Source organism: Thalassotalea piscium (genome assembly GCF_030295935.1).
Lineage (GTDB): Bacteria > Pseudomonadota > Gammaproteobacteria > Enterobacterales > Alteromonadaceae > Thalassotalea_B > Thalassotalea_B piscium.
In genome coordinates this window covers 3,364,069-3,390,783 of record NZ_AP027362.1, presented here as the reverse complement: position 1 = coordinate 3,390,783, position 26,715 = coordinate 3,364,069, and the positions used below count along the sequence as shown (strand labels likewise).

The 26,715-nt window shown below is 38.1% G+C and carries 21 protein-coding genes; 11 read left to right on the top strand and 10 right to left on the bottom strand.

Annotated elements, in window-relative coordinates; genetic code table 11:
* Nucleotides 1–49: 49 nt before the first annotated feature.
* The 3 genes from gluQRS to sfsA form a co-directional block, all read right to left on the bottom strand.
* On the bottom strand, nucleotides 50–955 hold the full coding sequence (gene gluQRS, locus QUD79_RS15060; protein WP_184425948.1) for a tRNA glutamyl-Q(34) synthetase GluQRS: 906 nt from the start codon (nucleotides 953–955) through the stop codon (nucleotides 50–52).
* A gap of 18 nt (nucleotides 956–973) precedes the next feature.
* Nucleotides 974–1,414: an RNA polymerase-binding protein DksA gene (gene dksA / locus QUD79_RS15055; RefSeq protein ID WP_184425946.1), complete on the bottom strand. Its 441-nt coding sequence runs from the start codon at nucleotides 1,412–1,414 to the stop codon at nucleotides 974–976.
* A 266-nt stretch (nucleotides 1,415–1,680) separates the two neighbouring features.
* Nucleotides 1,681–2,412: a DNA/RNA nuclease SfsA gene (sfsA, locus tag QUD79_RS15050; protein WP_184425944.1), complete on the bottom strand. Its 732-nt coding sequence runs from the start codon at nucleotides 2,410–2,412 to the stop codon at nucleotides 1,681–1,683.
* Nucleotides 2,413–2,576: 164 nt separating this feature from the next.
* On the opposite strand from sfsA, the gene pepB reads away from it, so the two are divergent.
* Nucleotides 2,577–3,866: an aminopeptidase PepB gene (gene pepB, locus QUD79_RS15045; RefSeq protein ID WP_184425942.1), complete on the top strand. Its 1,290-nt coding sequence runs from the start codon at nucleotides 2,577–2,579 to the stop codon at nucleotides 3,864–3,866.
* Between the two features lie 34 nt (nucleotides 3,867–3,900).
* On the opposite strand, the gene QUD79_RS15040 is transcribed toward pepB, so the two are convergent.
* A complete protein-coding gene (locus QUD79_RS15040; protein ID WP_184425940.1) occupies nucleotides 3,901–4,311 on the bottom strand; it encodes a hypothetical protein in 411 nt (136 codons plus the stop codon).
* Nucleotides 4,312–4,527: 216 nt separating this feature from the next.
* On the opposite strand from QUD79_RS15040, the gene hrpB reads away from it, so the two are divergent.
* From hrpB to QUD79_RS15025, 3 genes are all read left to right on the top strand, one after another.
* Nucleotides 4,528–7,056: an ATP-dependent helicase HrpB gene (gene hrpB, locus QUD79_RS15035; protein WP_184425938.1), complete on the top strand. Its 2,529-nt coding sequence runs from the start codon at nucleotides 4,528–4,530 to the stop codon at nucleotides 7,054–7,056.
* Between the two features lie 3 nt (nucleotides 7,057–7,059).
* A complete protein-coding gene (gene mrcB / locus QUD79_RS15030; protein ID WP_184425936.1) occupies nucleotides 7,060–9,414 on the top strand; it encodes a penicillin-binding protein 1B in 2,355 nt (784 codons plus the stop codon).
* 167 nt (nucleotides 9,415–9,581) lie between these two features.
* The gene (locus tag QUD79_RS15025) at nucleotides 9,582–9,977 is read left to right on the top strand and encodes a hypothetical protein (RefSeq protein WP_184425934.1); all 396 of its coding nucleotides are present in this window, start codon (nucleotides 9,582–9,584) and stop codon (nucleotides 9,975–9,977) included.
* Between the two features lie 60 nt (nucleotides 9,978–10,037).
* Here QUD79_RS15025 and hemL read toward each other — a convergent pair whose 3' ends face one another.
* The 4 genes from hemL to QUD79_RS15005 all read right to left on the bottom strand — a co-directional run bounded on the left by hemL (nucleotide 10,038) and on the right by QUD79_RS15005 (nucleotide 14,588).
* Nucleotides 10,038–11,318 (bottom strand): glutamate-1-semialdehyde 2,1-aminomutase, encoded by a 1,281-nt coding sequence (gene hemL, locus QUD79_RS15020; RefSeq protein ID WP_184425932.1) that lies wholly within the window; start codon nucleotides 11,316–11,318, stop codon nucleotides 10,038–10,040.
* A gap of 14 nt (nucleotides 11,319–11,332) precedes the next feature.
* Nucleotides 11,333–12,343, bottom strand: coding sequence for an aspartate carbamoyltransferase (locus tag QUD79_RS15015; protein WP_184425930.1), 1,011 nt, complete (start codon nucleotides 12,341–12,343; stop codon nucleotides 11,333–11,335).
* Between the two features lie 131 nt (nucleotides 12,344–12,474).
* Nucleotides 12,475–12,903, bottom strand: a complete 429-nt coding sequence (locus QUD79_RS15010; protein WP_184425928.1) for a CopD family protein — start codon at nucleotides 12,901–12,903, stop codon at nucleotides 12,475–12,477.
* Nucleotides 12,903–14,588, bottom strand: a complete 1,686-nt coding sequence (locus QUD79_RS15005; protein WP_184425926.1) for a chloride channel protein — start codon at nucleotides 14,586–14,588, stop codon at nucleotides 12,903–12,905. The genes QUD79_RS15010 and QUD79_RS15005 overlap by 1 nt, the downstream gene beginning before the upstream one ends.
* Nucleotides 14,589–14,762: 174 nt before the next feature.
* On the opposite strand from QUD79_RS15005, the gene QUD79_RS15000 reads away from it, so the two are divergent.
* The 4 genes from QUD79_RS15000 (at nucleotide 14,763) to QUD79_RS14985 (ending at nucleotide 20,135) form a co-directional block, all read left to right on the top strand.
* Nucleotides 14,763–15,374: a DUF6776 family protein gene (locus QUD79_RS15000; protein ID WP_246455019.1), complete on the top strand. Its 612-nt coding sequence runs from the start codon at nucleotides 14,763–14,765 to the stop codon at nucleotides 15,372–15,374.
* Nucleotides 15,375–15,459: 85 nt separating this feature from the next.
* Nucleotides 15,460–15,801 carry an iron-sulfur cluster insertion protein ErpA gene (gene erpA / locus QUD79_RS14995; protein WP_184425922.1) on the top strand — a complete coding sequence of 114 codons (342 nt, stop codon included), beginning with the start codon at nucleotides 15,460–15,462 and terminating at the stop codon, nucleotides 15,799–15,801.
* 148 nt (nucleotides 15,802–15,949) lie between these two features.
* On the top strand, nucleotides 15,950–17,041 hold the full coding sequence (locus QUD79_RS14990; protein WP_184425920.1) for an efflux RND transporter periplasmic adaptor subunit: 1,092 nt from the start codon (nucleotides 15,950–15,952) through the stop codon (nucleotides 17,039–17,041).
* 10 nt (nucleotides 17,042–17,051) lie between these two features.
* Nucleotides 17,052–20,135, top strand: a complete 3,084-nt coding sequence (locus QUD79_RS14985) for an efflux RND transporter permease subunit (RefSeq protein WP_184425918.1) — start codon at nucleotides 17,052–17,054, stop codon at nucleotides 20,133–20,135.
* A gap of 4 nt (nucleotides 20,136–20,139) precedes the next feature.
* Here QUD79_RS14985 and QUD79_RS14980 read toward each other — a convergent pair whose 3' ends face one another.
* Entirely contained in the window at nucleotides 20,140–21,339 is a 1,200-nt protein-coding gene (locus QUD79_RS14980; protein ID WP_184425916.1) for a cyclic di-GMP phosphodiesterase, read from the bottom strand.
* 54 nt (nucleotides 21,340–21,393) lie between these two features.
* Nucleotides 21,394–22,404: a sensor domain-containing diguanylate cyclase gene (locus QUD79_RS14975; RefSeq protein WP_184425914.1), complete on the bottom strand. Its 1,011-nt coding sequence runs from the start codon at nucleotides 22,402–22,404 to the stop codon at nucleotides 21,394–21,396.
* A gap of 290 nt (nucleotides 22,405–22,694) precedes the next feature.
* On the opposite strand from QUD79_RS14975, the gene QUD79_RS14970 reads away from it, so the two are divergent.
* The 3 genes from QUD79_RS14970 (at nucleotide 22,695) to rlmB (ending at nucleotide 26,701) form a co-directional block, all read left to right on the top strand.
* Nucleotides 22,695–23,273 (top strand): tetratricopeptide repeat protein, encoded by a 579-nt coding sequence (locus tag QUD79_RS14970; RefSeq protein ID WP_350226570.1) that lies wholly within the window; start codon nucleotides 22,695–22,697, stop codon nucleotides 23,271–23,273.
* A gap of 165 nt (nucleotides 23,274–23,438) precedes the next feature.
* Entirely contained in the window at nucleotides 23,439–25,901 is a 2,463-nt protein-coding gene (gene rnr, locus QUD79_RS14965; protein ID WP_184425961.1) for a ribonuclease R, read from the top strand.
* Between the two features lie 41 nt (nucleotides 25,902–25,942).
* On the top strand, nucleotides 25,943–26,701 hold the full coding sequence (gene rlmB, locus QUD79_RS14960; RefSeq protein ID WP_184425910.1) for a 23S rRNA (guanosine(2251)-2'-O)-methyltransferase RlmB: 759 nt from the start codon (nucleotides 25,943–25,945) through the stop codon (nucleotides 26,699–26,701).
* The last annotated feature ends 14 nt before the right edge of the window (nucleotides 26,702–26,715 follow it).

Genomic DNA, 26,715 nt, shown 5'->3' with positions numbered 1-26,715 from the left:
CGCGCAATAATATACTAGTCGGATAAAAAAGAGAATGGAAAAACGGCAATTAATATGCTGACAGTACTATTTTATCTGATTTAGGCACTCTGTTTATTTCCCAATGATAAATGGCCCATTCAATGATTTGTAATACACTTGCATTTATCAAGTTACTTTCTGGTTTTTGACCAAGAAAGTTAAGTGCAGCAATTAACGAAGCTTGTGGTGACGAAGTATCTATAGCGGGTGCATTATTTTGTTTACTTAATTTGTATCCTGCATTAGTAACCGCCAAAGGAACATGTCCATAAAATGGAGGTTTTTTAGCTAATGTTTGAAACAATGTAAGTTGTCTCATCGTCGGCTCAAGTAAATCACAACCCCTTATTACATGAGTGATTTTTTGGTATATGTCATCACTAACTACAGCTAATTGGTAGGCAAATAGTCCATCTTTACGATGAATAACAAAGTCTTCTTCAGCTAGTGCTTTATTACCTTTAACTTTACCTTGAATAATATCAGTAAAGTAATAATTAGGGTGGGAATTTAGTAATCTTATTGCTGAATTTTTTTCAGCACAATTTAGTTGCCGACAATGTCCTTGATATATTCCCCCTTGGGCTTTTATTTTTGCACGAGTGCACTGGCAATAATAGCAACAATGGCTTTTGTGGAGGTTGTTGAGTAAGGCGAGGTAGCGTTCACTTTGCTTACTTTGATAAAGCACAGACTCATCCCAATATAAGCCATAGGCTTCAAGTGTTTTGAGAATTTTTCCACTTGCACCTGCTAATTCCCTTGGTGGATCAATATCCTCAATACGAACTAACCAAGTACCGTTATTTTTGCGTGCGTCTAAAAAGCTTGCTAGCGCAGTTACCAAAGAGCCGAAATGAAGTAATCCTGATGGGGAAGGAGCAAAGCGACCTCGATATAAATTACCGGGTCGCTCAGTTAGAGGGGTATACATTTAAGTTGATGACTTAACTTAACCAGCCATTTGGCGTTCTTTTATTTCAGCTAATGTTTTACATTCTATACAAAGATCAGCTGTTGGACGCGCTTCTAAACGGCGAATACCAATTTCAATTCCACAAGAGTTACAGAAACCAAAATCATCATCTTCAATAAGTTGTAATGTTTTTTCGATCTTTTTAATGAGTTTACGTTCACGATCTCTGGTACGTAATTCTAAACTGAATTCTTCTTCTTGCGCTGCACGATCTACAGGATCAGGAAAGTTTGCTGCCTCATCTTGCATATGCGATACAGTGCGATCGACTTCTTCACGTAATTGTATACGCCAAGCGTCAAGAATCTTTTTAAAATGCTCTAACTGTGCAGAGCCCATGTATTCTTCGTCAGGTTTTTCAACGTAAGGTTCAACGCCGGCTAATGCCAAAATACCCAAAGCTTTTTTGTTTGGCATGCTAATTCTCCTAATACTCACTAAATCAAAGGGCTGGTTATATAAATACCCATTGACTGCATGTGCCAATTATCCAATAGACCAAATTTATCAAGTCTATATTGTGCTACAGTAAATAGAAATCAAGTAAACATTGAAAATATAATTTCTTTTTAAATCAAATCAATACCTTAGCGAGAAAGATGGAGAGAAGACTTAAATGCGTTTATCTGTAAGCCTGCTCTTTTACAAGCTTTTACAGGTAAGGTCAATCTTTATCTTTAAAATCAGTAATTAGTTTCAGTGATAATTACAGGTAGTATTTGCTTCAACACTACTTCAAAATCTCCACCTAAATGTGTGAAGCTTGCCTTAATCGCTAGTAATTCAACACCCTTATACTTTGCTTGTGCTAATAGTTTAGCATATTCAGGATCAATATAGTCTGCAGCTTTAACTGAGTCAATTCCAGAGTGCAGTACAGCAAATATCAATACTGCTCTATGGCCTTGCTCAACTACCTCTATTAATTCTCTTAGGTGCTTTTGTCCTCTGCCAGTAACAGCGTCTGGAAAATAGCCCATATCTCCTTCTAATAAGGTTACAGACTTAACTTCTATGTAAGTGTCAGGTTGATTGTTAAACTTTAATAGTATGTCGATACGACTATTTTCAGTACCGTATTTAACTTCACGTTGTAATGAATTAAAACCTGTTAGTTCTGTAATAGTATTATTATGTAGTGCTTCTTCAACTAATTGATTCGCACGTATTGTGTTCACGCAAATGTAATGATTATTTTTAGTATGAGTAAGTTCCCAACTGAAAGGGTATTTACGTTTAGGATTATCTGAGGTGCTATACCAAACTGTATCATCAGGTTCAGCACACCCTGTCATAGCGCCAGTATTAGCACAGTGAATTGTGGTAGCAGTGCCGTCTTCGAGTATTACATCTGCTAGAAAACGTTTGTAACGCTTAATTAATGTTGCTTTTTTTAATTTAGGTGTATATTTCAAGGGGATTATTCTATTAATAAATATGGCTTCATAATAAATTAACTCTAGAACAAAAGTCATGCTAGTTGAGAATATATATTGTCTATTGTTAATATGGTAAAATTTTTGCAAAAATAGTGCTTAATTAACGCTATTACACATTTAATATGAAGGAATCTTTATCTATGTCTTCAGTGACTAATATCTTTTTAACGGCCAACAAGTCAGTATCGCAGTGGCAAAGTGATAATCTTTTACAAATTATTGATGACGACATCTATATTTACCTTGATGACAACGACTTATTTCCATTGCAAAGCATTCAAAAAGCGGGTCGCAGCATTGAGAAGATGGGAGTTAAAAATGCACATTTGCAAGGTGATTCATGGAAAGCAGACTCTCAATGGGCATTTGCTCTAGGTTTTACTTGTGTTGATAAGCTAACTAATATTGAGTTTAACGGCGATGAAGACGTTGTAAGCAAGTTAAATGATAAGTTGGCTGTATATGCTTGGTCGCGCGATCTAACGAATCAAACGCCTAGCCAGCTAACACCATTGCTACTTGCTGAAAAAGCACAAAAATATATTACTACTCAAGCGCCAGAATATGTGAAAACACATGTTATTAGTGGTGAGGCTCTGTCTGAACAAGGTTGGACAGGCGTATATAATGTTGGTAAAGGTAGTGTTAATCCTCCGTGTATTATTGAAATTGACTATAACCCAACAGGTGACGACCAAGCAGCAGTTACAGCGTGCTTAGTCGGTAAAGGTATTACCTTCGATAGTGGCGGATACAGCTTAAAGTCTAATGAGGGCATGTTTCATATGAAATGTGATATGGGCGGGGCTGCAGTTGTTGCGGGTGCATTAGCGCTTGCAATACGTCAAGGGCTAAAGAGCCGCGTGAAACTTATTCTATGTTGTGCAGAAAACATGGTAAGTAATAATGCCTATAAATTAGGAGATATCTTAACTTATAAGAATGGTGTTACCTGTGAAGTAGCAAATACAGATGCCGAAGGACGAATTGTACTTGCTGATGGTTTGCTAATGGCAAGTGAAAACTCTCCTACACTCATTATTGACGCGGCTACATTAACAGGGGCTGCTGTAGCAGCAACTGGTGGTGACTATACTGCACTATTTTCACTTGATCAGCAGGCTGCTGATCAAGCTAAAAAGGCTGCTACTAGTGAAAATGAACCTTTATGGCAACTGCCTTTAGCTAAATGGCATCAAGATAAGTGTCCATCAGCATTTGCAAATACTGCGAATAGCCGCCCTATTCCTGGCGGTGGACCTGGTGGCGCAAGTAATGCTGCGGGCTTTCTGTCTCGGTTTGTGGATGGTAAGGGCTGGTTGCATTTCGACTTAGCTGCAGCTTATAACGGCAGTGCTAATGCACAGTGGGGAGCGGGGGCAACTGGCCTTAGTATTGCCACTATTGCCAATCTTTTACTTTCACAGTAAAACAACTTTATAAAGTTTAGAAGCGGTAACGTGATTACCGCTTTTTTTTATCGCTAATAAAGCTATCTAGCCATTTACGGGCATTTTCAATATCACTGAACATGTGAAACGTTAATTTGTGGCTTTGATAAATTCGGCGTAATTGCAGTTGCTGAATATCACCAGTATTGCTGTCTAAGATAACGCTGGCATTTGCTATCATTCCTCGTTTGATGCGATATTTTGTTAATTCCATCAAAGCGATTTCAGCATCAGGTGTAAATACACGATTACCATAAAAAGTGGCTAAAAGCCCCCAAGGGTTATTATTAAATAACTCACATGCATTATACATATCTTGAACATATTGCTGTGTAACTTTAATATCAAAGTTACCTTTAGCATCCACAATCAACATGTTTTCACTGTGCTCTATTGTATATTGGTCGTACTCCGCTAATTTCATTTTTCAATCCGTTGCTAGGCAAGAGATTAGTGGTATCAGCTTTTTTGCACTTTGCCAAGTAAGCAGGTTTTTATTAATTTGCAAGTCAAAAAAGCCAGATGACGTATTTATTCGTATAAAGTTACACTTTATTTGCAGTTATCTCCTTGTAGAAAGTCATTTTTGCTATGATAGCTACTACATTAATTGGCGTTATAAATTAGTACATCTTTATTTATGATCACAAAATTACCTATTGATTCGATAAAAGTAGAGTTTATCTCCTCACTTGCTAAAACTAATACTTTGCTTTTATCTGCACAGCCGGGGGCAGGCAAGTCTACCCGTGTTCCCTTGTGGTTATTAACACAAAATTTCAAAGGTAAAATATATTTAGTGCAGCCACGTCGCCTAGCGGCTAAAAGTATTGCTTATTATTTGGCAAAAGAGTGTGGTGAAGAGGTTGGTCAAAGGGTCGGTTATCGCTTAAAAGATGAAGTATGTGTGAGTAAAAACACTTTACTCGAAGTGATAACAGAGGGCATTTTAATTCAGATTATTCAACATGATCCAGAGCTGCTCACTACAGCGATGGTTGTTATGGATGAATTTCATGAACGCTCATTACAAATGGATATTGCTTTTGCGTTGTTACGTGATGTTCAATCAGGATTGAATGACGAGCTAAAGTTGCTGTTAATGTCGGCAACTTTAGCAAGTAATCAACTAATGACTCACTTACCTGATGCTGCCTACTTAAGTTGTGAAGGACGAAGTTACCCTATAACCGTTGATTATCAGCCAGTTAAAAACATTAAGTTGTGGCGTCAGCACGCATTAGGTTGCATTGAAAATGCAGTAAAAAACTTTCAAGGCTCTATTTTAGTGTTTCTTCCTGGTAGCAGTGATATTCGCTATATTTATAACCAACTTCAAACTCGCTTATCGGCAGATGTTGAGCTATGCCCTTTATATGGTTCATTATCGTTAGCAGCTCAGAAAAAAGCGATTAGGCCCTCCGCGCAAGGTTTGCGAAAAATAGTGCTAGCCACAAACATTGCAGAAACTAGCTTAACCATTGAAGGAATTACACTGGTTATAGACACTGGTTTAGAAAAAGTAGCATGTTTTGATGATAATACCTTAACTAATCATTTACAGCTGAGAACTATTGCCAAAGCTTCGGCAATACAACGAGCAGGTAGAGCAGGTCGTTTATCTAAAGGGCACTGTATTCGCTTATATAGTGAGGAAGATTTTTCTCGTCGACCACAAGAGGCCCCTCTTGCTATTAAACAAGCAGATATTCTTGTGCTATTAATTGAAGCTGCACGTTGGGGAGTGAAGTCACTTAATCAGCTACCTTTACTTGACTTTCCAAGTGAGCATGCAGCAGATAAAGGTTGGCAGCATCTAGTTAATTTAAAAATTGTAGATCGAGAACATCGTTTAACTGAGCATGGAGATAAAGTTAGTCAGCTCAGTTGTCACCCACGTTATGGGCATATGATTTTAATAGCCTCACAGCTAGAACAACAACATAATTGCTTTGGTTTAGCCCAGTTAGCGTGCTTATTAGCAGCTCTATTAGAGCAGCATGACACTTTGTCTTCATCACAGCCTCTACAAAGTGGTAATATTGTTAATCGAGTGGAATACTTTATTCAAGAGCAGGCACGTAAGGATGTTAATACACCTCAACTTAAGCGTTTACAGGCGCAAGTTAACCGTTTGATTAAAGCTGCAAAAGTGAATAAGGCAAACGAGTTGCCGTTAAAGTTTTGTGGAGAATTATTAGCAATAGCATATCCAGAACGTATAGCAAAGAAGCGAGAGCAAGACGGTGAGTTTCTTGCGGCATACGGGAAAGGCTTAATAGTTGAACCGCATGACTCATTAGCACAAGCACCATTTATTGTCGCGGCTGAAATTGTAAAAAACAACCGAGGCTTGTCAGTTAAAACAGCTGCACAAGCTGATATAAATACATTGCTTACATGGAAGGTTGTTACTCATAATAAGCAGATATATGTTCATTATAGTAATAAAAAACAAGCGATTGAAGCATTAGCGCAAAAACGAATAGGCGCAATAGTACTTGAAGAAAAAAAATTAAATGAACGGTTAAGCTCAGCTGAAATAATAGCCGTATGGCAACAGCAGTTAATAAAAAATGGCATTGAATGGCTAAATTGGCAAGTGAAAGATTTACAACTTTTAATGCGTTGGCGTTGGCTTAATCGTTGTAATAAACAACTTAACTTGCCTGATGTCTCAGTGAAAGGGCTTTTAGATCAACTCTCATTGTGGTTTTTGCCATTTCTTGACGGAGTCCTTTCTAAAACCCAGCTTGATAAGTTGAATTTATCAGAGCAATTGTTAACGTTATTAGACTACCAGCAGCAGCAAATCTTGAATAAATTGGCCCCTACACATTTTATCAGTGCTACAGGTCGTCGTTGTGTTATTCGTTATTCAATTGATAAAAACCCAACAGTATCATTGCCGATGCAAGATCTTTATGGGATGAACGAAGGTCCTAGAATTGGCGGGACCAATGCAAACACCTCGGTAGCGCTTGTTTTAGAAATGTTGTCTCCAGCACAGCGGCCCATACAAGTAACACAAGATTTAAGTGGTTTTTGGCAGTCAAGCTACAAAGAGGTGCAAAAAGACATGAAAGCTAATTATCCCAAGCATTATTGGCCAGATGATCCTGCAAATGCAGTTGCTACAACTAAAACTAAAAAACATATATTGAAGTAATAAATGAGCAAGAAATCAGAAGCAAAAACAGTGAAGAAAACTGAAGATAAATCGAGTGTTGAAGGCAAGCAAAAAGCAGGTGTTTCATGGCGTAAAGTCATTATTTTTTTAGTTAAGCTAGCCATTGTATTTTTGACGCTGTTAGCGGCTTATACTTTATACCTCGATAGTAAAGTAGTTGCCAAGTTTGAGGGGCAACGCTGGCAAGTGCCAGTACAAGTATTTGGTAAAGTTGAGCGCTTTAAACAAGGGGACTCAATTGATTTATCTCATATTAGTGAGTCGCTATTGATCAATGGTTATCAGCGGGTCAACTCGCCTAAAAAGTCAGGTGAATTTTCACTTAGCCAAAGTCGTATCATTATATTTCGGCGCCCGTTTGATTTTGGTAGCGGTGTTACTACAGCCGATTTAATTACTATTGATGTTATAAATCAAGAGGTTAAGTCGGTTTATGTTGACAACAAAGAAGTGAGTGATATCGCGTTAGAGCCCATTTTACTCGATAGAATTATTCCTGAGAATAAAGAAGATCGGGTATTGGTGCCGCTTCAGTCTGTGCCAGAGTTATTACTTGATACCTTATTGTTAGTAGAGGATCGTGACTTTTATTTTCACTCTGGGATTTCGCCAATGGGTATATTACGTGCAGCAGTTAGTAACTTTAAAGCAGGTCGCACGGTTCAGGGCGGAAGTACCTTAACGCAGCAGTTAGTAAAAAACATGTACTTAACCCGAGATAAAACGATAACACGCAAAATTAATGAAGCTATTATGGCGTTGTTACTAGAGTACAGATACAGTAAAGATCAATTATTAGAAGCTTATATCAACGAAGTATACTTAGGGCAGCATTATGCAAATGGAATTTATGGTTTTGGTTTAGCGGCAGAATTTTATTTTGGTAAAAATATTGCTCAGCTCAGTTATGGTCAAATGGCAACGCTAATTGGTGTTATCAAAGGGCCAAGCTATTACGACCCATGGCGACATGAAAAACGCACACGGCAACGCCGAGACCTTGTGCTTAGATTAATGTTTGAACATCAACTGCTAACTAAAGCGGAGTTTCTTGAAGCTGTTAACGGACCTTTAGCGATAAGAAAACAACGACGCTTAACTAAAAATACGCTTAAATATCCTGCTTATTTACAACTAGTTAAACGAGAATTGTCTGAGATTTTATTTGCAAATGAACAGCAATCTGGTATCCGTGTTTTTACCAGTTTTTCCCACTACACTCAACAGTTATTAGAAAATACAGTTAAAGAAGAATTAGATAAGTTCGATACAAAAAACAACCAAGCACTGCAAGCTGCAATGATAGTAACCGATATCGAAAATGGTGAAATTAAAGCATTACTAGGCGCTAAAGAACCTGGTTTTGCTGGCTTCAACCGAGCGTTGAATGCAACTCGACCTATAGGCTCGCTCATCAAACCTGCTATTTATTTATCGGCATTAGAGCGTTATCAACAATATAATTTAGCCACAATATTAGAAGATAAACCGTTAACAGTTGCGATTGATGGCGAAGAAACATGGCAACCTAAAAACTATGACGGTAAATATAACGATAAAGTGTCTTTACTCAGTAGTTTGGTGCGCTCATTAAATGTACCTTCGGTTAATTTAGGTATGGAATTAGGCTTAAATAATGTTGCTAAAGCTATTCATTTACTTGGCTACCCTGATGACATTGTTATGCGTCCATCAATGCTTTTAGGCTCACTGAATATGTCCCCGTATCAAGTGAATCAATTCTATTTGCCTATTGCTCGTAATGGATTTTTTATTAAAGGACACGCTATTGAAAAAATCGTGTCTGCTCAAGGTGAAACAATCTGGCAATTTGAAGCTCAAGAAGCCCAATATATTTCATCACAAGCAAGTTATTTGTTGAACTACGCGCTACAGCAAGTAACTAAAGAGGGGACAGCAAAATCATTATCTTGGCGGTTAAATGGCCAAGTAACGGCAGGTAAAACAGGCACGACTAATGATCAACGAGACTCTTGGTATGTCGGCTTTGATCAAAAAACGTTGGTGACCACATGGATAGGAAACGATGACAATAAAGCGACTAAACTCACAGGAAGCAGCGGCGCTTTAGTTCTGTATGCTAACTTTATTAAAAAGTATGGTGTTAATTCAATAGAGCATCAACTGCCAGCTGGTGTTAGCTTAACTGAATTTGAAGATGCAACTGGCTATGCTGTAGCACAGTCGTGCCCTAATACTTCAAAGTTGCCAGCCATTACTGCGGGTATTGCACTTCAATATAACTGCACTGAGATAAAATTAGACAATACACCAATTAAAAAGAAATCATGGTTTGAAAAACTATTCGGAAATTAAGTAATATAATCTTATATTTAGCGGTAATAAGGTAAATAAACTGTTTTTTCTTCAGGCATTTGTTTGTATTACAATCATTTGTTAGCTATATTAACCTTACATTTGCAAGGGACTTTGCTCGTGTTACTTTCAACTAAAGGACAAAATAAGTTCGGGTTGGTGAACAAATGAAACAAAGATTAAGCTTTGCGTACTTTACGTTACTCAGTGACAACATTGTTGAAGTCGTTGTAGATGAGGGTGTTGAAATGTCACTTGAAATGGTGGAAGAGTGCCATCAGTTTATTGAAAAATACTGCCCTGACGATTTTGCTTTACTGGTAAATCGCGTTAATCAATACGATTATAGTTATGAAGCAAAGTTAACCTTAGCTTCATATGCTAATTTAAAGGCCATCGCTTTTGTTTATTATACGCCTGATGGTAAAGAAACTATCAATAAGCTTTCAAAAGCACGTTCACACGATGATTGGAATATGAAGACTTTTGCGGGATTGAATATGGGATGGCCAGATGCGTTTGATTGGTTGCAACAAGAGTTATTAGTGGTTTGTGAAAAATAAAAAGCACCTATAAAGCACCTATAAAGTACAGGTGCTTTAACTGAGGTTGTTTATTTTAAATTATAACTTTGCAAAGCAACGGTCTGCAGCAGCAAGGGTCGTGTCAATAATATCATCAGTATGGGCTGTTGATAAAAAGCCTGCTTCAAATGCCGAAGGCGCTAAATTTACACCCTCTTCTAACATGTAATGGAAAAACTTTTTGAACATTTCGCTATCGCATTGTGTAGCTTGTTCGTAAGTTGTAACACTCTCTTCATCAGTAAAAAAGAAACCAAACATAGCACCAACATAGTTAATCGATAGTGCAATGCCATTGCGATCTGCTGCGGCTTTAAGCCCCATAGCTAATTTTTCTGTGGCATCAGCTAATTGTTGATGTTTATCACCTATGCTTAATTCTGATAACGCGGCTAACCCAGCAGCCATCGCTATTGGATTACCTGAAAGGGTACCTGCCTGATATACAGGACCAACAGGAGCAATAAAATCCATAATTTCTTTTTTACCACCAAAAGCGCCTACTGGCATGCCGCCACCAATTACTTTACCTAAAGTCGTTAAGTCAGGTTTTACATTATAATGAGCTTGAGCACCACCTAAGGCTACTCGAAAGCCTGTCATAACTTCATCAAAAATAAGGACACTATTATACTGATCACAGATCTTACGTAACCCTTGTAAAAAGCCGTCAACCGGCGGTATACAATTCATGTTGCCCGCAACTGGTTCTACAATAATACAGGCTATTTCATCACCGAGCTGCGCAAAAATTTCTTCTACTTCTGCTAGGTTGTTAAAACTTACTGTGAGAGTATGTTTAGCAAAATCTGCAGGAATGCCGGGAGAGTTAGGCACGCCCAGAGTTAATGCGCCAGAACCGGCTTTTACCAGTAACGAGTCTGCATGACCATGATAACAACCCTCAAACTTTAAAATTTTGTCACGACCAGTAAAGCCTCTTGCTAATCGAATAGCGCTCATCGTTGCTTCAGTACCTGAGCTAACCATTCGTAGCTTTTCCATAGAAGGAACTAACTGCTTTACCTTTTCAGCCATCGTTATTTCAAGTTCTGTAGGGGCGCCAAAACTAAGACCATTTTGAGCTGTTTTAATGACAGCCTCTAAAATAGCAGGGTGATTATGACCTAAGATCATAGGACCCCATGAACCAACATAATCAATATAAGCTTTATCATCAGCATCATAAATATACGCACCTTCAGCGCGTTTAATAAAGCATGGCGTTCCACCTACACCATTGAATGCGCGAACAGGAGAGTTTACGCCTCCAGGAATAATATCTTGAGCGTGATTAAATAACTGTTGTGAATTTTGCATTATTAACACCTGTTTTAACTTTTATTGGTAAACCATGTTACTGGCTTTTCGTATTGAGTTAGCTTGTCTTCAACGCCTAGGGTTAGTGCAAATAAGGCCATTCGCACGAGTACACCATTTTGGGCTTGTCTAAAGATAGCTAAATTATCTAATTCGTTTAAGTCTACGTCTAATTCGTTTGCTTCGGGACGAGAGTCGCGAGGAAGAGGGTGCATTATTACTGTATGTTGCTGGCAATATTGCTGGTAAAGCTCTCTGTTAAGGCTAAAGTGACCACGGTAAAGGTCTGCCTCATCTTGGCTTGGGAAGCGCTCTTGTTGAATGCGGGTTTGATAAATAACATCGCACGTTAGGTTGCCTTCAAGCTTATCGGTAATAGTCACTTTATGGCCAGCATTGGTTAATGTTGAAATAACATTATCTGGCATTTGTAATGCATTTGGCGAGATCATAGTGACTTCAAGATTGTTATATAAACTTAGTAGTTTTGATAGTGAATGTACGGTTCTACCGTGCTTTAAATCACCCATTAATACAATATGAAGTCCGTCTAATGACTTGCCAAAGGGCAGCATTTCAGACTGAATAGTAAAGAGGTCAAGTAACGCTTGTGTTGGATGTTCGTTAGCACCGTCCCCTCCGTTAATCACAGGAACACTGCTGCCTTGAGCGAATTCTGACACTGAATGCATTTTTGGATGTCTCATCGCAATAACATCTGAGTAACCACTTATTACACGCGCTGTATCAAATAATGATTCACCTTTGCTTAATGATGAGTTTTCTTCACCAACGATTTCTCTTACAAAACCACCCAGTAAATTAAAGGCAGCACCAAAGCTAACACGTGTACGTGTGCTAGGTTCAAAAAAGAGATTGTTTAAAATGGCGCCATTAAGTACATGACAAGTTTTTTGGCGCATGGCGTAAGGTGCCATGTGTGAAGAAACGGTCAAAATCTTTGAAATTGATTCACGATCAAACTGTGAAACAGAAAGAATATGGCTTCCCTCGAAGGTCATCATAAAATTGCCCGCCTAAATTTGCTATGGTAATTATTTCGGCGTGAATATAGCATAAATTTAGTTGCTTTAGCATTAATTATCTAGGACTAAGTATCTCGAAGCCATTATTTAGGTTCAGCGAATAACACCCCTCAAAAAGGCTTGAGATAAACTAGAATAACAACAGCAAATAGTAGTATTACCGGTATTTCATTGAATAGTCTGTAGAAGCGTCCTGAGCGAGTGTTTTTATCGTCTTGAAAGTCTTTTAGTAGCTTAAAGCAATAGCCGTGATATATCACTAATAATGTTACTAGGGTGATTTTCAAATGAAGCCAATGTGCTTGTGCAAACCAATCATAACCATATTGTGCAATTAACCAAATACCAAAAGTAATGGTTAATAAAGCAAAGGGCGTTACAAAGTACAACAAGCGCTTTTCCATGCCTTTAAAATGCTCTTTAATGACTTGGTTATCTGTTTCTGCATGATTAACAAATAAACGTGGTAAATAAAAAATACCTGCAAACCATGCCACCATAAAACATACATGTAATGCTTTTAGCCAAAGAATAGCCATTAATTTGTTTTTCCTTCTATTAAATAATAACGAATTTGCTCAAACATCAATACGCCAACGATATTGTCTTTATTTGTGTCATACAAATAAACCCCACCTTCACGTGTATCTTTTAATAAAGCGTAAGCTTGTGCAAGTGAAACTTGATAGGATAATGGTTTTAATTGATGTTGTTTAACTATTGGCGGACTGTCACTCAATGCTGCATGTTGTGGCAGCAATAAAGTGAAAGTTGCATCAGGCGGGTTACTTTTTACGATAACGAAATTATCAGCAGGTGCATTGTTGATAGTCTCAATATAACTTGAATCATTACTTGGCGAAATAATAGTAAGTGACTCATGCATTACCCCCATGGCACCAATACGTTGTAAAGACTTTTCAATAGGAGGATGACGATATATTAACCCTTGTACTTCAAGTTGCATAACGAGAACAGAGCGGTTGCCAAAGAGTTGACCAGAAGTAAGCGAAGCTGTAGTTATTACTACCATAGCTGGGACAATAATCTCCAGTTGGTTAGACAATTCAACTACCGCAATTAATGCAGCCAATGGAGCGTTGAGTGTAGCGGCCATAAATCCTGCCATCCCCATTAGTGCATAATCCGTTAATAGCGCATCCTGCATAAATAGTTGGTTTGACATAGCGGCCACACAAACTCCTGAAATTGCACCAATACTAACGATTGGGCCAATAATGCCACCTGGAATGCCTAAACCAAGTGCAACAATCGACATCACAAACTTAGCAACTACCAAGCCAAGTAATAATTGATACTGAACATTACTATCTATGGCAAAAGCAATTGCTGTGATATCTGTACCCATGGCATGAGGAATTATTGCGCCTAAAGCACCCGTAATAATTGCAGCAGTAAGAAAACGCGACACTATATGGTATTGAGATGAGTGCTTTATAATCAAAGTTAAATAACGGTTAAAAGTAAATGCAATAACACCTAATAATAAACCAAGCACTATCACCAATGGGTAGTCAGCAACATTAATCGCAATTTTACTAAAGTACTCAAATTTGTGTGAAGGACCAAAAACATGGCTGGTGATCACCGAGCCTATTATTGAAGCAATCATTACAGGAATAAACACATGCACTTTATATTCGCGCATAATAACTTCCATAACAAAAATTACTGCGGCTAACGGGGTATTGAAGGTCGCAGAAATACCCGCAGCAATTCCGCAGGCGCATAACGTACGAATTGCGTTATGAGGTAACTTTAAGTAACTACCAATAAAGCTACTGCAAGCAGCACCTAAATGCACAGCAGGTCCTTCGCGACCAACTGAAAAGCCTGAAGCTAAGGACAGTACAGAGCCAACAAATTGATTCAACGTATTACGCACTGGAATGACACCATGAGCGACTTTTAGGCGGTGTAATACAAACGGGATCCCTGTTCTTAGATATTCAAAACCAGTGACTTTCGCGAACAGTAAAATAAGTAATGCACCAATTATTGGTAAATGAAAACGACTTAGCACATCTAAACTGGTATAATCTTCTTTTTGCGGTAAATACCATTGCTGTATGAAATCAATACTGGCGGTGAAAAGTATAATTAAACCGGCGGACGCGATACCACCAATTGCCGCTAGCAAACATAATTGCCAAGACGTTTTTGGCAATGCTAAATGTTTTTTAAGCGAGTAAAGTGGCATCATTGTGGATAGGTTAGCTAGTTAGCCTGTTATTATTTATTAATTTATCATAATACTTTTCAAATGAGTTGGTTAGCAAAAATAAATTTTAATGTTGTTATTAATAAGTTAGGCACTTTTCGCTCAGCGATTTTGCTATTGTTGTTGATCATAACTTGCCTTTTCTGTGGTTACCGTATGGGTAATTTTTTTCATGGCTATCAAATTCAAACCATTAACCAACAAAATATTCGCCTTGATAATTTATACGAACAGCAAGTACAGCAAGTAAAACAAATACATACCCTAGAAGTTGAATTAGAAGTTGAACGCATGGCGAGTATGCGTTCACAACAATTGCTCAAAGAAATTGAAAAGGAACATTTCAAGGTAAAAAAAGAATTAGCCTTTTATGAAAAGGTAATGGCACCTGAAAAACAAGTAGATGGTGTAGTGGTTGATAGCATTACTGTTATGGCAACTGAAAGTTCAAATCACTTTCGTTTTCAGGTGGTTTTAGTGCAGCAACAAGTACGCAGACGTTACGCTAAAGGCTATATTGATCTCGTATTTGAGGGAAGTTTAGATAATAATCCAGATAAAATTTCATTAGATACAGTGTCTAACATAACGAAAAAAATGTTGTCGTTTAGTTTTCAATATTTTCAGATAATAGAAGGTGAGTTTACTTTACCTGAGGGTTTTACACCTGAAAAAGTAAACTTAGTGACCAGTTTAAACAAAACATCATGGCAAGATTTCCGTCGAGTTGAGCAAAGTTATGTTTGGCTAGACATTATTAAAAAATAACTTTCGCTCTTAATGACTAATACTTGATTAAATTGGTCAAGTTTAAGATAATCAACATCTCGATTTGTCTAGTAAGTAGAGTTTTATGTCAACCCCTGAATTACCAATTAAATTTTCTGATGCCGCCGCAAGTAAAGTACATGCATTAATCACGGAAGAAGAGAATCCAAACCTTAAGTTACGCGTTTACGTAACAGGTGGCGGCTGCTCGGGATTTCAATACGGATTCACCTTTGATGAAAAAGTTAACGAAGGTGATATGACTATCGAAAAGAAAGGCGTTACTATGGTGGTCGATCCTATGAGCATACAATACCTTGTTGATGGCGAGGTTGATTATGTCGAAGGGCTCGAAGGCAGCCGTTTTCTTGTTAGCAACCCTAATGCATCAAGTACCTGTGGATGTGGTTCTTCTTTTACCATCTAATTAATTTTTAAAAACCGGCATCAGCCGGTTTTTTTTACATAATATTTTAATAACTTTAAAGGATGGATTGTGCTAATAACCTGCAATAATTGCACTTGTTAGCTTGAATAGATCCAGCGCGATAACAATTTTTATTTTAGGAAAGTTGATGACAAAATTCGGAAAAGGGCAAAAGTGGTTAGCTCAGCGCCCCTATATTATAGCGATTGCGATTACAGTACTATTAATTCTCTGGATGCTATCGGGAACAATGCAACCACAAGAAAACCCAACCGATGATAAAACGAATGAAGTGATTGTCCCTAAAGTACAAGTTGAAACGTTATATGCTGAACCGATAAGCGATAGCGTTGAGCTTTATGGAAGAACTGAGCCTAATAGAATTACCACAATCAAAGCTGAAATTTCAGGAAAAGTTGATCAAGTATTAGCACCGCGAGGTGCCTTTGTTAAACAAGGCGATATTCTTGTTAAACTCGACCTTTCTGATTTAATAGCTCAGCGAGACAAGAATATTGCGCTGCTCAAACAACGAGAAATTGAATATCAAGGAGCAGAAAAATTGGCCGCCAATGGCTTTCAAGGTCAAGCTCAGTTGAGCAGTGCGCAAGCCAATTTAATGTCGGTGAAAGCAGAAATTAAGAATATTGAATTAAACATTGATCGCACCGTGATCAGAGCGCCATATTCAGGTGTGCTTAATCAGCGTTATGTTGAACAAGGTGATTATGTAAAAAGTGGTGATCAAATTGCCATGATTGCCGATTTAAACCCATTAATCATTCGTGCTTATGTTACTGAAAATCAGGTGGCCAAAATTGCTGTTGGTCAAAAAGCTGATGTGCGAATTTTAAATCAAACTAAGGTGTCGGGTGTAGTGCGTTATATCGCTAGTGTTGCTGAAGCTCAAACGAATACCTTTAAAATAGAAATTAGTATTAACAATACTGAAGATAATTTACTAGCAGGCTTAAGTAGCGAGGTTAATATCTCGTTAGCACAGGTACCCGCAATTAAACTATCACCAGCGCTACTTGCTTTAGATGAGAAAGGTAATATTGGTGTGAAAACGGTAGAAAATAATTCGGTAATATTTACTGAAATTAATATAGTTAAAAGCGAAAATGATGGTATTTGGTTAAGCGGATTAGGTGAACAAGCCACTATAATTACACTGGGTCAAGGCTTTGTTAGAGCAGGTGATAAAGTAGAATCTGTAATCGCAACAAGTAGTAAGTAACGGAGTAGTTATGTTAGCCATGATCGATGCCGCTATAGCGAGAACGCGTTCTGTATTAATGATTTTTGCTCTCTTACTTATTGCAGGCGCAGTAACCTACGCTAATATTGCGAAGGAGTCTAATCCAGATATCACCATTCCTATTATTTATGTCTCTATGGTTCATGATGGCATATCCCCAGAAGATGCTGAACGAATGCTTGTTCGGCCGATGGAAAAAGAGCTCAAATCTTTAGCTGGTATAAAAGAAATGAAGTCTAGTGCCAGTGAAGGTCATGCATCAGTGACCATTGAGTTCTTGGCGGGCTTAGATCCTAAAGAAGCACTAGCCGATGTGCGCGACAAGGTGACTTTGGCAAAAGCAAAGCTACCATCAGAATCAGAAGAGCCGGTAGTTAACGAAGTGACTATGGCCAATCAGGTGCCAGCAGTAACCGTAATTTTATCAGGCCCAGTAACAGAGCGAGGCTTACTTACTTTAGCACGAGATCTAAAAGATAAAATTGAAAGCATGCAAGAAGTGCTTGAAGTAGATATTGGCGGTGACCGCGAAGATATGGTTGAAATTCTTGTTGATCCACTTTTAATGGAAAGCTACGGATTAGATCAAGGGGATATTTTTAACTTAGTCTCGCGTAATAATCGTTTAGTACCGGCTGGTACTATGGACACAGGTAAAGGGCGCTTTGCAGTAAAAGTTCCATCCGTCTTTGAAACAGTACAAGACTTATTGGAGTTACCGATAAAAGTAGAAGGTGATCGAGTTATTACCTTCCAAGATGTCTCTAAAGTTCGTCGCGCATACAAAGATCCAACAAGCTTTGCGCGTTTAAATGGTGAACGTTCTATTTCATTAGAAGTAAAAAAACGTTCGGGTGAAAATATCATTCATACCGTTGACAACGTTAAAGCGCTAATCGCTCAAGAGCAGAATCGCTGGCCCAACCAGGTTATGGTTGATTACGTTGGTGATCAGTCAGTTGATGTTAAAGATACCCTATCAGATCTTCAAAACAATGTTTTTTCAGCCGTTTTATTGGTCGTTATTGTCGTGATTGCTGCCTTAGGCACACGAACGGCTATGTTAGTTGGCTTTGCTATTCCTGGTGCTTTTCTAACTGGAATTTTAGTATTAGCCATTGCCGGTTTAACCGTTAATATTGTTGTATTATTTGGTTTGATAATGGCTGTAGGAATGTTAGTTGATGGCGCAATCGTAGTTACTGAGTTTGCTGATCGCGAAATGAGTGAAGGTAAAACAAAAAAGGTAGCATATAGTCATGCAGCTAAACGAATGGCATGGCCGATTATTGCCTCAACAGCAACTACACTTGCTGCATTTGCTCCCTTAATGTTTTGGCCAGGAATGATGGGGGAGTTTATGAAGTACTTACCCATCACGTTAATTGCAGTGTTAACTGCTTCCTTAGCTATGGCTTTAATTTTTGTTCCAGCATTAGGAACTGTGTTTGGCAAGTCACGCGAAATTAGCAAGGCTGAAAAAGCGCAAGTATTACAGGCAGAAGAAGGCGATGTTACTCATTTATCCGGTATTACTGGAAAATATGTCGCATTATTACAAAAAGCGATCACACATCCTTGGAAAATAATTGGTAACACAGTCGTTATTGCAATTACCGTCATGTGGCTTTATGGGGCCTCAGGTCTTGGCGTTGTATTTTTCCCAGAAATAGAGCCCAATAGTGCAACTATGGTAGTGCGTTCACATGGTGATTTATCAGTTAAAGAGAAAGACGCGATAATGCATGATATTGAACGGCGTATACTCGATATGGACGAAATTGAAACCCTCTATACGAGAACTGGTGGCAATGACATTATTGGGACATTTCAAGTTAACTTTATTAACTGGAAATATAGACGCACTGCGAATGATATAATCGCTGATATTCATCACAAAACAGATGACTTAGCGGGCGTAGAAATCGAGGTACGTAAAAACGAAGATGGACCACAAAGTGGTAAAGATTTAGTCATAGAACTAAGCTCACGCTTTCCCGATAAACTTGATCATGCGGTAAAGACGATTCGAGAAACTTTGATATTAAGTGGAAAATTTACTGACTTAGAAGATACTTCGCCGAAACCAGGTATAGAGTGGCAGCTTAAAGTAGACAGAACCTTAGCTGCAACGTATGGTGCTGATGCAGCTCTTGTTGGCTCAAGCGTACAAATGGTTACTAATGGCCTGAAACTTGGCGAATATCGTCCTGATGATGTTGACGATGAGCTTGATATCAGGGTGCGCTTTCCTGAAGAAAAACGCAACATTGGTCGTTTAGACAGCTTACGATTAAAAACACCAGAAGGGTTAGTTCCGTTAAGTAGCTTTGTTGAACGTAAAGCTGCGCATAAAGTTGACACTATACGCCGAGTTGATGGTAAGCGTGTCGTTACGATTCAAGCGAACTTAATTAGTGGTGCTCAACTGGTTAAAGAGCTACCACTCTTACAAGCTAAATTCCCAGAACTTGGTATTGATCCGACTGTTGAAATATCACTAAAAGGGCAAAATGAAGATCAGCAAGAATCACAGGCGTTTCTTGTGAATGCATTTGGTGTTGCACTATTTGTAATGGCCATTATTTTGGTGACACAATTTAATAGCTTTTACCAAGCGTTTTTAATTTTAAGCGCGGTAGTCTTCTCAACTGTCGGTGTATTCTTGGCATTATTATTATTACAAAAACCGTTTGGTATAGTAATGGGGGGAATTGGTGTCATTTCGCTTGCAGGTATTGTTGTAAACAATAATATTGTGTTAATTGATACGTATAATATGCTCAAAAAAGAGGGATGTAATACGGTTGATGCCATATTAAGAACAGGCGCACAACGTTTAAGGCCTGTAATGCTAACGACTATTACTACCATTTTAGGCTTGTTGCCTATGGTGCTACAAGTCAACTTAGACTTTTTTAACCGCTCGATTGTTTGGGGAGCACCCTCAACACAGTGGTGGACACAACTTGCAACAGCTGTTGCGGGTGGATTAGCCTTCGCAACTGTATTAACCTTAGTGCTAACGCCTTGCTTACTAATGGTTAGAGATAGGGCAAGTAAGGCTGGGTAACAGCCTAACCTTCAGTAAGTAAAAATTCGATGATTTTGTTCATGTCTAGATCAAAGTCATCGGCTCTAACACCTTTAATAATAAAGTCTTTTTCTTTTGATAAATCTATATTTTTAGCAGCAACATAATGATTATGCTTAGCGCTGTAAAAAGCTTTAACCTTTGGTTTAGTTGGATCGTCTAAATTTCTTTTTTCAACAATGGCGAGTTTGTTAGAGCCAAGTTCAACCAAAGAACCAACGGGAAATACACCCATACAGTTAATAAACAAATTTACGAGTCGTTTATCTAAATGTCCACTTTCCCCCAAGCTTCTTAAAATACTAAAAGCTTTCATGTGGCTATAACCTTCTTTGTAACAACGGTGAGCTGTTAAAGCGTCGAAAATATCACAAATTGAAATCATACGGCCATAAGTTGATATGTCACTCCCTTTAACATTAAAGGGATAGCCATTACCATCTAACTTCTCATGATGTAGTGCGGCAACTTCCAAACTAATAGGAGAAATACCAGGAGTATTTTTTATGATGTCTATTGAATGATTAACGTGAGTTTTCATTATGGTAAACTCTTGTTCAGAGAGTTTTCCTGGCTTATCGAGCACCTCTTCAGGGATCATTATTTTACCAACATCATGTAAAAACGCTCCTACTGCTAGCTGCTGAATTATTTCTTTTTTTATTCTTAAAAATCGAGCGAAAATAGTGATTAATACCGAAACTGATACCGAGTGCTCAAGTAAATACTCATCTTTTTTACGAATATTAATTACACAAGCAAGCGCATCTGGGTTTTTGAATATTGCATCGATAGTATTATCGGTAACATTATGAATAGGTTCGATATCGAGAGGCTTTCCTGCAAAAGCATCATCGAATACTTGGCGTTGAATTCGTTTTGATTCATTGAATAGCTTTTTGGCTTTATCTATTTCAAATACATCGGGTGATTCTGGCAATACGGGTGTAAAATCTTCATCAAGACTAAACACCTCAGAGTTACTTTGTGCTGTTGGGGATTTTTTAAGGGTTTTATCAGTATCTATAATGATACTCTCAACGCCTTTTGCGATAAGGTTTTTAATAACCAAGTCATTTTTTATGTGCCCAGCTTGATTGAGCTTATAGTTGCCTTGCTGCTTAACTATAGCTACAACATAATGCCCTGCGCGTAATTCTGAGATGTTAATTTCTGACTGCATTCGTTGTGAAGGCCTTTTTACATGTTAGTTATACGTAATATTGACTGCTAACTACTAACTTCGAGAAGTTACCTTTTTGTGTAAGTATAGCTGTTCATCAGCTTTTTTGAGTAATTGATCCATGGTTAAGACTCCATCACTTGCTGCAGCTCCACAACTTATTGTTATTTCTAGTTTTTCATTCTTATATGGCATCGGGTTATTGATAAAAAACTCGCATAATCTTTTACTTGCTAACTTGGCTTCTTGATATGTTTGGCTGGCTAATACCACAACAAATTCATCACCGGCATAGCGAAAACATTTATCATTTTCACGGATAAGCTCTTGCAGCTGTGTTGCTACATAGGAAAGCACTTTATCTCCGCAGTCATGTCCATAAGTATCATTAATTATTTTAAATTTATTACAATCAATAAAGAGCACTGAAAACGGTACTTGATAGCGGCGTTGTCTTATTAATTCTTCTTCGATGCACTTTTCCATTAAACGGCGGTTAGCAATACCTGTCAATCTGTCATAATGAGCCATGTATTCAAGTTGTTCTCGAATTAATACATTCGATAAACATAAACTTATTTTTACGCCTAGTTGTTCTAAATGAAATGTACCTAGATCATCAGTAAAACGATCTGCTCTAGTGTCGGTAAATAATAAACTGGCGAAGAACTGTCCTTCAAGGGTTACTGGTACTAAAGCAATAGAGCCTGCTTTATCACGTAAGTGTTGAGGTACAATACCACTAACTAAATAGGTGTCATTGGTTAAAAAGGGTAAGTTATTATGATGAAAGCTTTGTAATTTTTTTACACTAATATGTTTAGTATTTTGCTGGTGCCACTTGGATTGTGTTTTACTATTCAACAAGTAACTAATAGGCGTAGGGTCTGCTAATAAAAGAAAAATATCGGTTAATTGGAAAGATGTTTTTACTAAATCAAGTAACTTTTTTAATAACTCTTGACTAGACTGGCAGCTGAGTATTTCAGTTTCAATCGTAAACAACTTACGCGATATATCTTCATTTGCTTTAGAGTTAGCAATTAGTTGCTCTAGTTGAGACATTTTTTCTCGCTGTATTTGAGTTACTAAATTTCATTTTGAGTGTTTGGCTAATTAAGTCAAGTGGTATTTTATATCTGAAAATGGTCACTTATTTCAAGCCACACAATGAAGAGATGTAATGTGATACTGTTGGTATTAAATTTGCTTCTCAAAATAAAGTATCAAAGAAAAGCTTTATGTTGCCGATATCATATCTAGGCAGACTTATTAATTTAAATTAATCACTAATAATTGAAGGTATTATGTTGAGTTTACGAACAATAGCATGTGTGCTGTTTATAGCAGGCGGATTGAGCACCAATGTTAGTGCTCAACAACTAGAGGCGGTACAAATTTATTCAGATAACCAATTGCTTGATTTAATTAAAGAAAATAAGCATTTAAGCCAAGTGGTTATTGATGAGTGTCAGCTAGTTGATGATATTAAAGCACGAGCGATTAAATCAGAAATGCCCTCTTATCAATTTCTGTGGGGTGATATGCTTGCCTATGGCGTTTGTGTAAAAAAAGATGTTGAATTAGGTCTTTATTATATGCAGTTATCGGCAGATCAAGGTTTGCCCGAAGGGCTTGAGCAAATGGGGCGCTATTATCATATTGGTAAATTTATGCAGCCAGATTTACGTAAGGCAATTATTTACCTGAAAGAAGCGGCAATTCTAAACAACCTTAAGGCACAAATTCGCCTAGCTGAAATTTATAATCGCGGTGAAGGTAGCCCTTTAGATTATCCAGAATTATATTCGCTTCTTCATCATTCACTCACCGATGATAAAAAAACGCATCAAAAGATTACTATGCTACTTAGTCAACTAGCTGAAAAGTTACCAGAACGGGTAGTAGACGCAGCTAAAAAAGGGAAATATTAAATACTTCTACAGAACAATAAAATTAAGATGGTTTTAACGGTCTGGTCATGTGCAAGAGCGATTGTATGCATGGCCTAAAGCCGCTGGAACAACTGCATGTAAACTCGCATTTTAAGGTGGTTTGGGTATATACTTAGCCCATTCATTAACTAATGTAAGTAAATCATCATTAAAGACCCACATTTAAAACGCGAAGCGGCGAAATATGACCAACCTGTAGCAAGTAGAGAGTTATTACTTTCTATTATTGAGCAGGCGCATACCCCTATAACCTTCAAAGCAATTGCACAGATACTAAAGTATAGCGAAGACTACCAGCTTGTTGGTATAAAGCGTCGATTGCGTGCAATGGAAAATGCGGGGCAGATCATTTTCAATAAATTCAAGCAATATGCTATTGCGCCAAAAAACCATTTGCTTACTGGTAAGGTTATTGGTCATCGAGATGGCTTTGGTTTCTTTGAACCAGATGTAGCGTCAGGTGAGAAAAAAGGCAAAGACTTTTATATTTCATCGCATGAAATGCAACGGGTGATACATGGCGATATAGTTGAAGCCATATTGGTTGATCGTAGTGATCGAAAGGGTCGCCAAGAGATAAAGATTATTGATGTAATACAGCCTCGTAAGGCTGGTATTGTGGGCCGTTTTTATGTGGAGCATAATATTGCTTATGTCGTACCTGATGATGTGCGTATTAAGCAAGATATTTTAATTAACCCAGATGAAAAACTTGGTGCCCGCCATGGACAAATGGTAGTAGTAGAAATTATTCAACGCCCCGCTAAAAGAGCTAACGCTGTTGGTAAAGTAATTGAAGTACTTGGTGAGCACATGGCGCCAGGAATGGAGATTCAAATTGCACTACGTGAACATGACTTGCCCTACCAATGGTCAACAGAAGTTGAAGCCGAAGTTGCTAAAATACCCGATGAAGTAGAAGAGCAAGTTAAAGCACATCGAACAGACTTAAGAGACTTGCCATTAGTTACTATTGATGGCGAAGATGCTAGAGATTTTGACGATGCGGTATATTGCAAACCCACTGATGCCGGTGGTTGGCGATTATGGGTTGCCATTGCTGATGTCAGTTATTATGTAAGAGTAGGAACCGCGCTTGATGACGAAGCAATAGCGCGTGGAAACTCTGTATATTTTCCAAGCCAAGTTATTCCAATGCTGCCAGAAAAATTGTCAAACGGTTTATGTTCGTTAAACCCTGATGTTGACCGTTTGTGTATGGTGTGTGAAATGGAGATTAATGCGAGCGGAAAACTTATTAGCAGTGAGTTCTACTCTGCAGTTATGCGTTCAAAAGCTCGATTTACTTACACGAAGGTTGCTGCAATACTTGAAGGTGACGAGGCACTATCTGCACAGTATCAACCTTTGGTTGGCGATCTAAAGAACCTTTATCAAATGTACTTAGTATTAATGACAGCGCGAATTGAGCGAGGTGCCATAGCATTTGAAACCGAAGAGTCTAAATTTATATTTAATGCAGATCGTAAAATAGCGTCTATTGAGCCACTTATTCGAAACGATGCTCACAAGATTATTGAAGAATGTATGATCTTAGCAAATGTAGCAACGGCAGAATTTGTAGAACAAAATAAAGTACCTGGTCTATATAGGGTTCATGATAAACCAAGCGAAGAAAAGTTTAATACCTTTGCTACCTATCTTGCCGAGCTTGGTTTACAAATGCCGCGAAGTAACAGTGAGGATGGATCACCTGAACCACAAGATTACTGTAATATTTTAGCAAAAATTCAAGGTCGTCCGGATCAAGAGCTTATCCAAACAATGTTATTACGCTCTATGAGACAAGCCGTTTATCAAAGTGATAATATTGGCCACTTTGGACTTGCTTTAACCTCGTATAGCCACTTTACGTCACCTATACGACGTTATCCAGACTTAGTTATTCATCGAGTTATTAAAGCCATTTTAGAGCAAAAGCAAGCGAGTAAGGCTAACCAAGGTTTTCATCAATACTCTCAAGAGACTGTTGATGAACTGGGTGATCACTGTTCAATGACTGAACGACGTGCTGATGATGCGTCTCGAGATGTTTCAGATTGGTTAAAGTGCGAATTCATGCTTGATCATGTTGGAGATACATTTAGCGGTGTTATTTCAACAGTTACAAATTTTGGTTTATTTGTGCGTTTAGCAAACTTGCATATCGAGGGGTTAATTCATATTACTTCGCTAGGACATGACTATTATCATTTTGATGATGTAAGAATGTGTTTAAGTGGTGAAAAAACCGGGGTTAAATATCATGTAGGTGATGTTATTGAAGTTAATGTGGCTGCGGTAAATCTTGACGAGAAAAAAATAGATTTGATCTTATCAGGGGGTAAGACGGTTAGTAGTCGTGCCAAGTCATCTTCGCGTAACGAAAATGGTGACAGTAAAAAAGGTTTAAGGAAAAATTCAGACCGGCAAGGCCGTCATGATAAATCAGGGAAAAAGGTATCGAAAGCTAAAAAGGCAAAGACAGTTAAATCGTCAGGTACGAAATCGACGCCTAAAAAGGTTAGCGCTAAGAAGAGTAAAGTGAAAAGCTCAAGTGTGAGTAAAAAGCGTCCTGGCAAAAATGCACGAAAAAATAAAGCGTAATCGTGTTACTTTTAATCATCTAAATTAGTAAATAAAACATTATGGCAAAGCAAGACGAAGTAGTATTTGGTATTCATGCAATTAATGAGCTAATTAAACGTTCCCCAGAGCGCTTTATCGAGCTTTTCTTATTAAAAGGGCGTGAAGATGAGCGGTTAATGCCAATTATTAATCTTTCGAAAAAATACGGTATTCCGGCTCAAATGGTAAATCGAAAGGTGTTAGACGATAAAACTAAAGGTGAACAGCATCAAGGTGTTGTTGCTCGTATTACCCAAGGAAAAAACTATACGGAAGCTGACTTAGATGTAATTTTAAGTGCGGCAGAAAAAAAAGGCCAAGCGCCATTTCTGCTTATTTTAGATGGTGTAACTGATCCTCATAACTTAGGCGCGTGTTTGCGTAACGCTGATGCTGCTGGCGTACAAGCGATTATTGTACCTAAAGACAATGCCGCTCGCTTAACTGCAACGGTGAGAAAAGTTGCCGTAGGTGCCGCTGAAACTGTACCATTAGTGCAGGTAACTAATTTAGCCCGTACAATGAAACAACTACAACAAATGGGCGTATGGATTATTGGTACGGCGGGCGAAACAGATACTTGCTTATATGATATTACCCTTAATGGCCCTATGGCATTAGTAATGGGAGCCGAAGGTAAAGGAATGCGCAGACTAACCCGTGAACATTGTGACCAACTTGTTAAGTTACCAATGGCTGGAAGCATTTCAAGCTTAAACGTTTCAGTAGCAACAGGTATTTGTTTGTTTGAAATTGTAAGACAACGATTAACCCTATAGAATACTCGCCTTCA

What these genes read in the sequence shown, in the direction of transcription:
- mrcB (WP_184425936.1), top strand. Translation starts at nt 7,060, where the DNA reads ATGAGCAAGAAATCAGAAGCAAAAACAGTGAAGAAAACTGAAGATAAA.
- erpA (WP_184425922.1), top strand. Translation starts at nt 15,460, where the DNA reads ATGTCAACCCCTGAATTACCAATTAAATTTTCTGATGCCGCCGCAAGT.
- gluQRS (WP_184425948.1), bottom strand. Translation starts at nt 955, where the DNA reads ATGTATACCCCTCTAACTGAGCGACCCGGTAATTTATATCGAGGTCGC.
- QUD79_RS15005 (WP_184425926.1), bottom strand. Translation starts at nt 14,588, where the DNA reads ATGATGCCACTTTACTCGCTTAAAAAACATTTAGCATTGCCAAAAACG.
- QUD79_RS14980 (WP_184425916.1), bottom strand. Translation starts at nt 21,339, where the DNA reads ATGCAGTCAGAAATTAACATCTCAGAATTACGCGCAGGGCATTATGTT.
- QUD79_RS15010 (WP_184425928.1), bottom strand. Translation starts at nt 12,903, where the DNA reads ATGGCTATTCTTTGGCTAAAAGCATTACATGTATGTTTTATGGTGGCA.
- hrpB (WP_184425938.1), top strand. Translation starts at nt 4,528, where the DNA reads ATGATCACAAAATTACCTATTGATTCGATAAAAGTAGAGTTTATCTCC.
- QUD79_RS15040 (WP_184425940.1), bottom strand. Translation starts at nt 4,311, where the DNA reads ATGAAATTAGCGGAGTACGACCAATATACAATAGAGCACAGTGAAAAC.
- QUD79_RS14990 (WP_184425920.1), top strand. Translation starts at nt 15,950, where the DNA reads ATGACAAAATTCGGAAAAGGGCAAAAGTGGTTAGCTCAGCGCCCCTAT.
- QUD79_RS15000 (WP_246455019.1), top strand. Translation starts at nt 14,763, where the DNA reads ATGGGTAATTTTTTTCATGGCTATCAAATTCAAACCATTAACCAACAA.
- QUD79_RS14975 (WP_184425914.1), bottom strand. Translation starts at nt 22,404, where the DNA reads ATGTCTCAACTAGAGCAACTAATTGCTAACTCTAAAGCAAATGAAGAT.
- pepB (WP_184425942.1), top strand. Translation starts at nt 2,577, where the DNA reads ATGTCTTCAGTGACTAATATCTTTTTAACGGCCAACAAGTCAGTATCG.
- hemL (WP_184425932.1), bottom strand. Translation starts at nt 11,318, where the DNA reads ATGCAAAATTCACAACAGTTATTTAATCACGCTCAAGATATTATTCCT.
- rlmB (WP_184425910.1), top strand. Translation starts at nt 25,943, where the DNA reads ATGGCAAAGCAAGACGAAGTAGTATTTGGTATTCATGCAATTAATGAG.
- dksA (WP_184425946.1), bottom strand. Translation starts at nt 1,414, where the DNA reads ATGCCAAACAAAAAAGCTTTGGGTATTTTGGCATTAGCCGGCGTTGAA.
- QUD79_RS15025 (WP_184425934.1), top strand. Translation starts at nt 9,582, where the DNA reads ATGAAACAAAGATTAAGCTTTGCGTACTTTACGTTACTCAGTGACAAC.
- QUD79_RS14985 (WP_184425918.1), top strand. Translation starts at nt 17,052, where the DNA reads ATGTTAGCCATGATCGATGCCGCTATAGCGAGAACGCGTTCTGTATTA.
- QUD79_RS15015 (WP_184425930.1), bottom strand. Translation starts at nt 12,343, where the DNA reads ATGATGACCTTCGAGGGAAGCCATATTCTTTCTGTTTCACAGTTTGAT.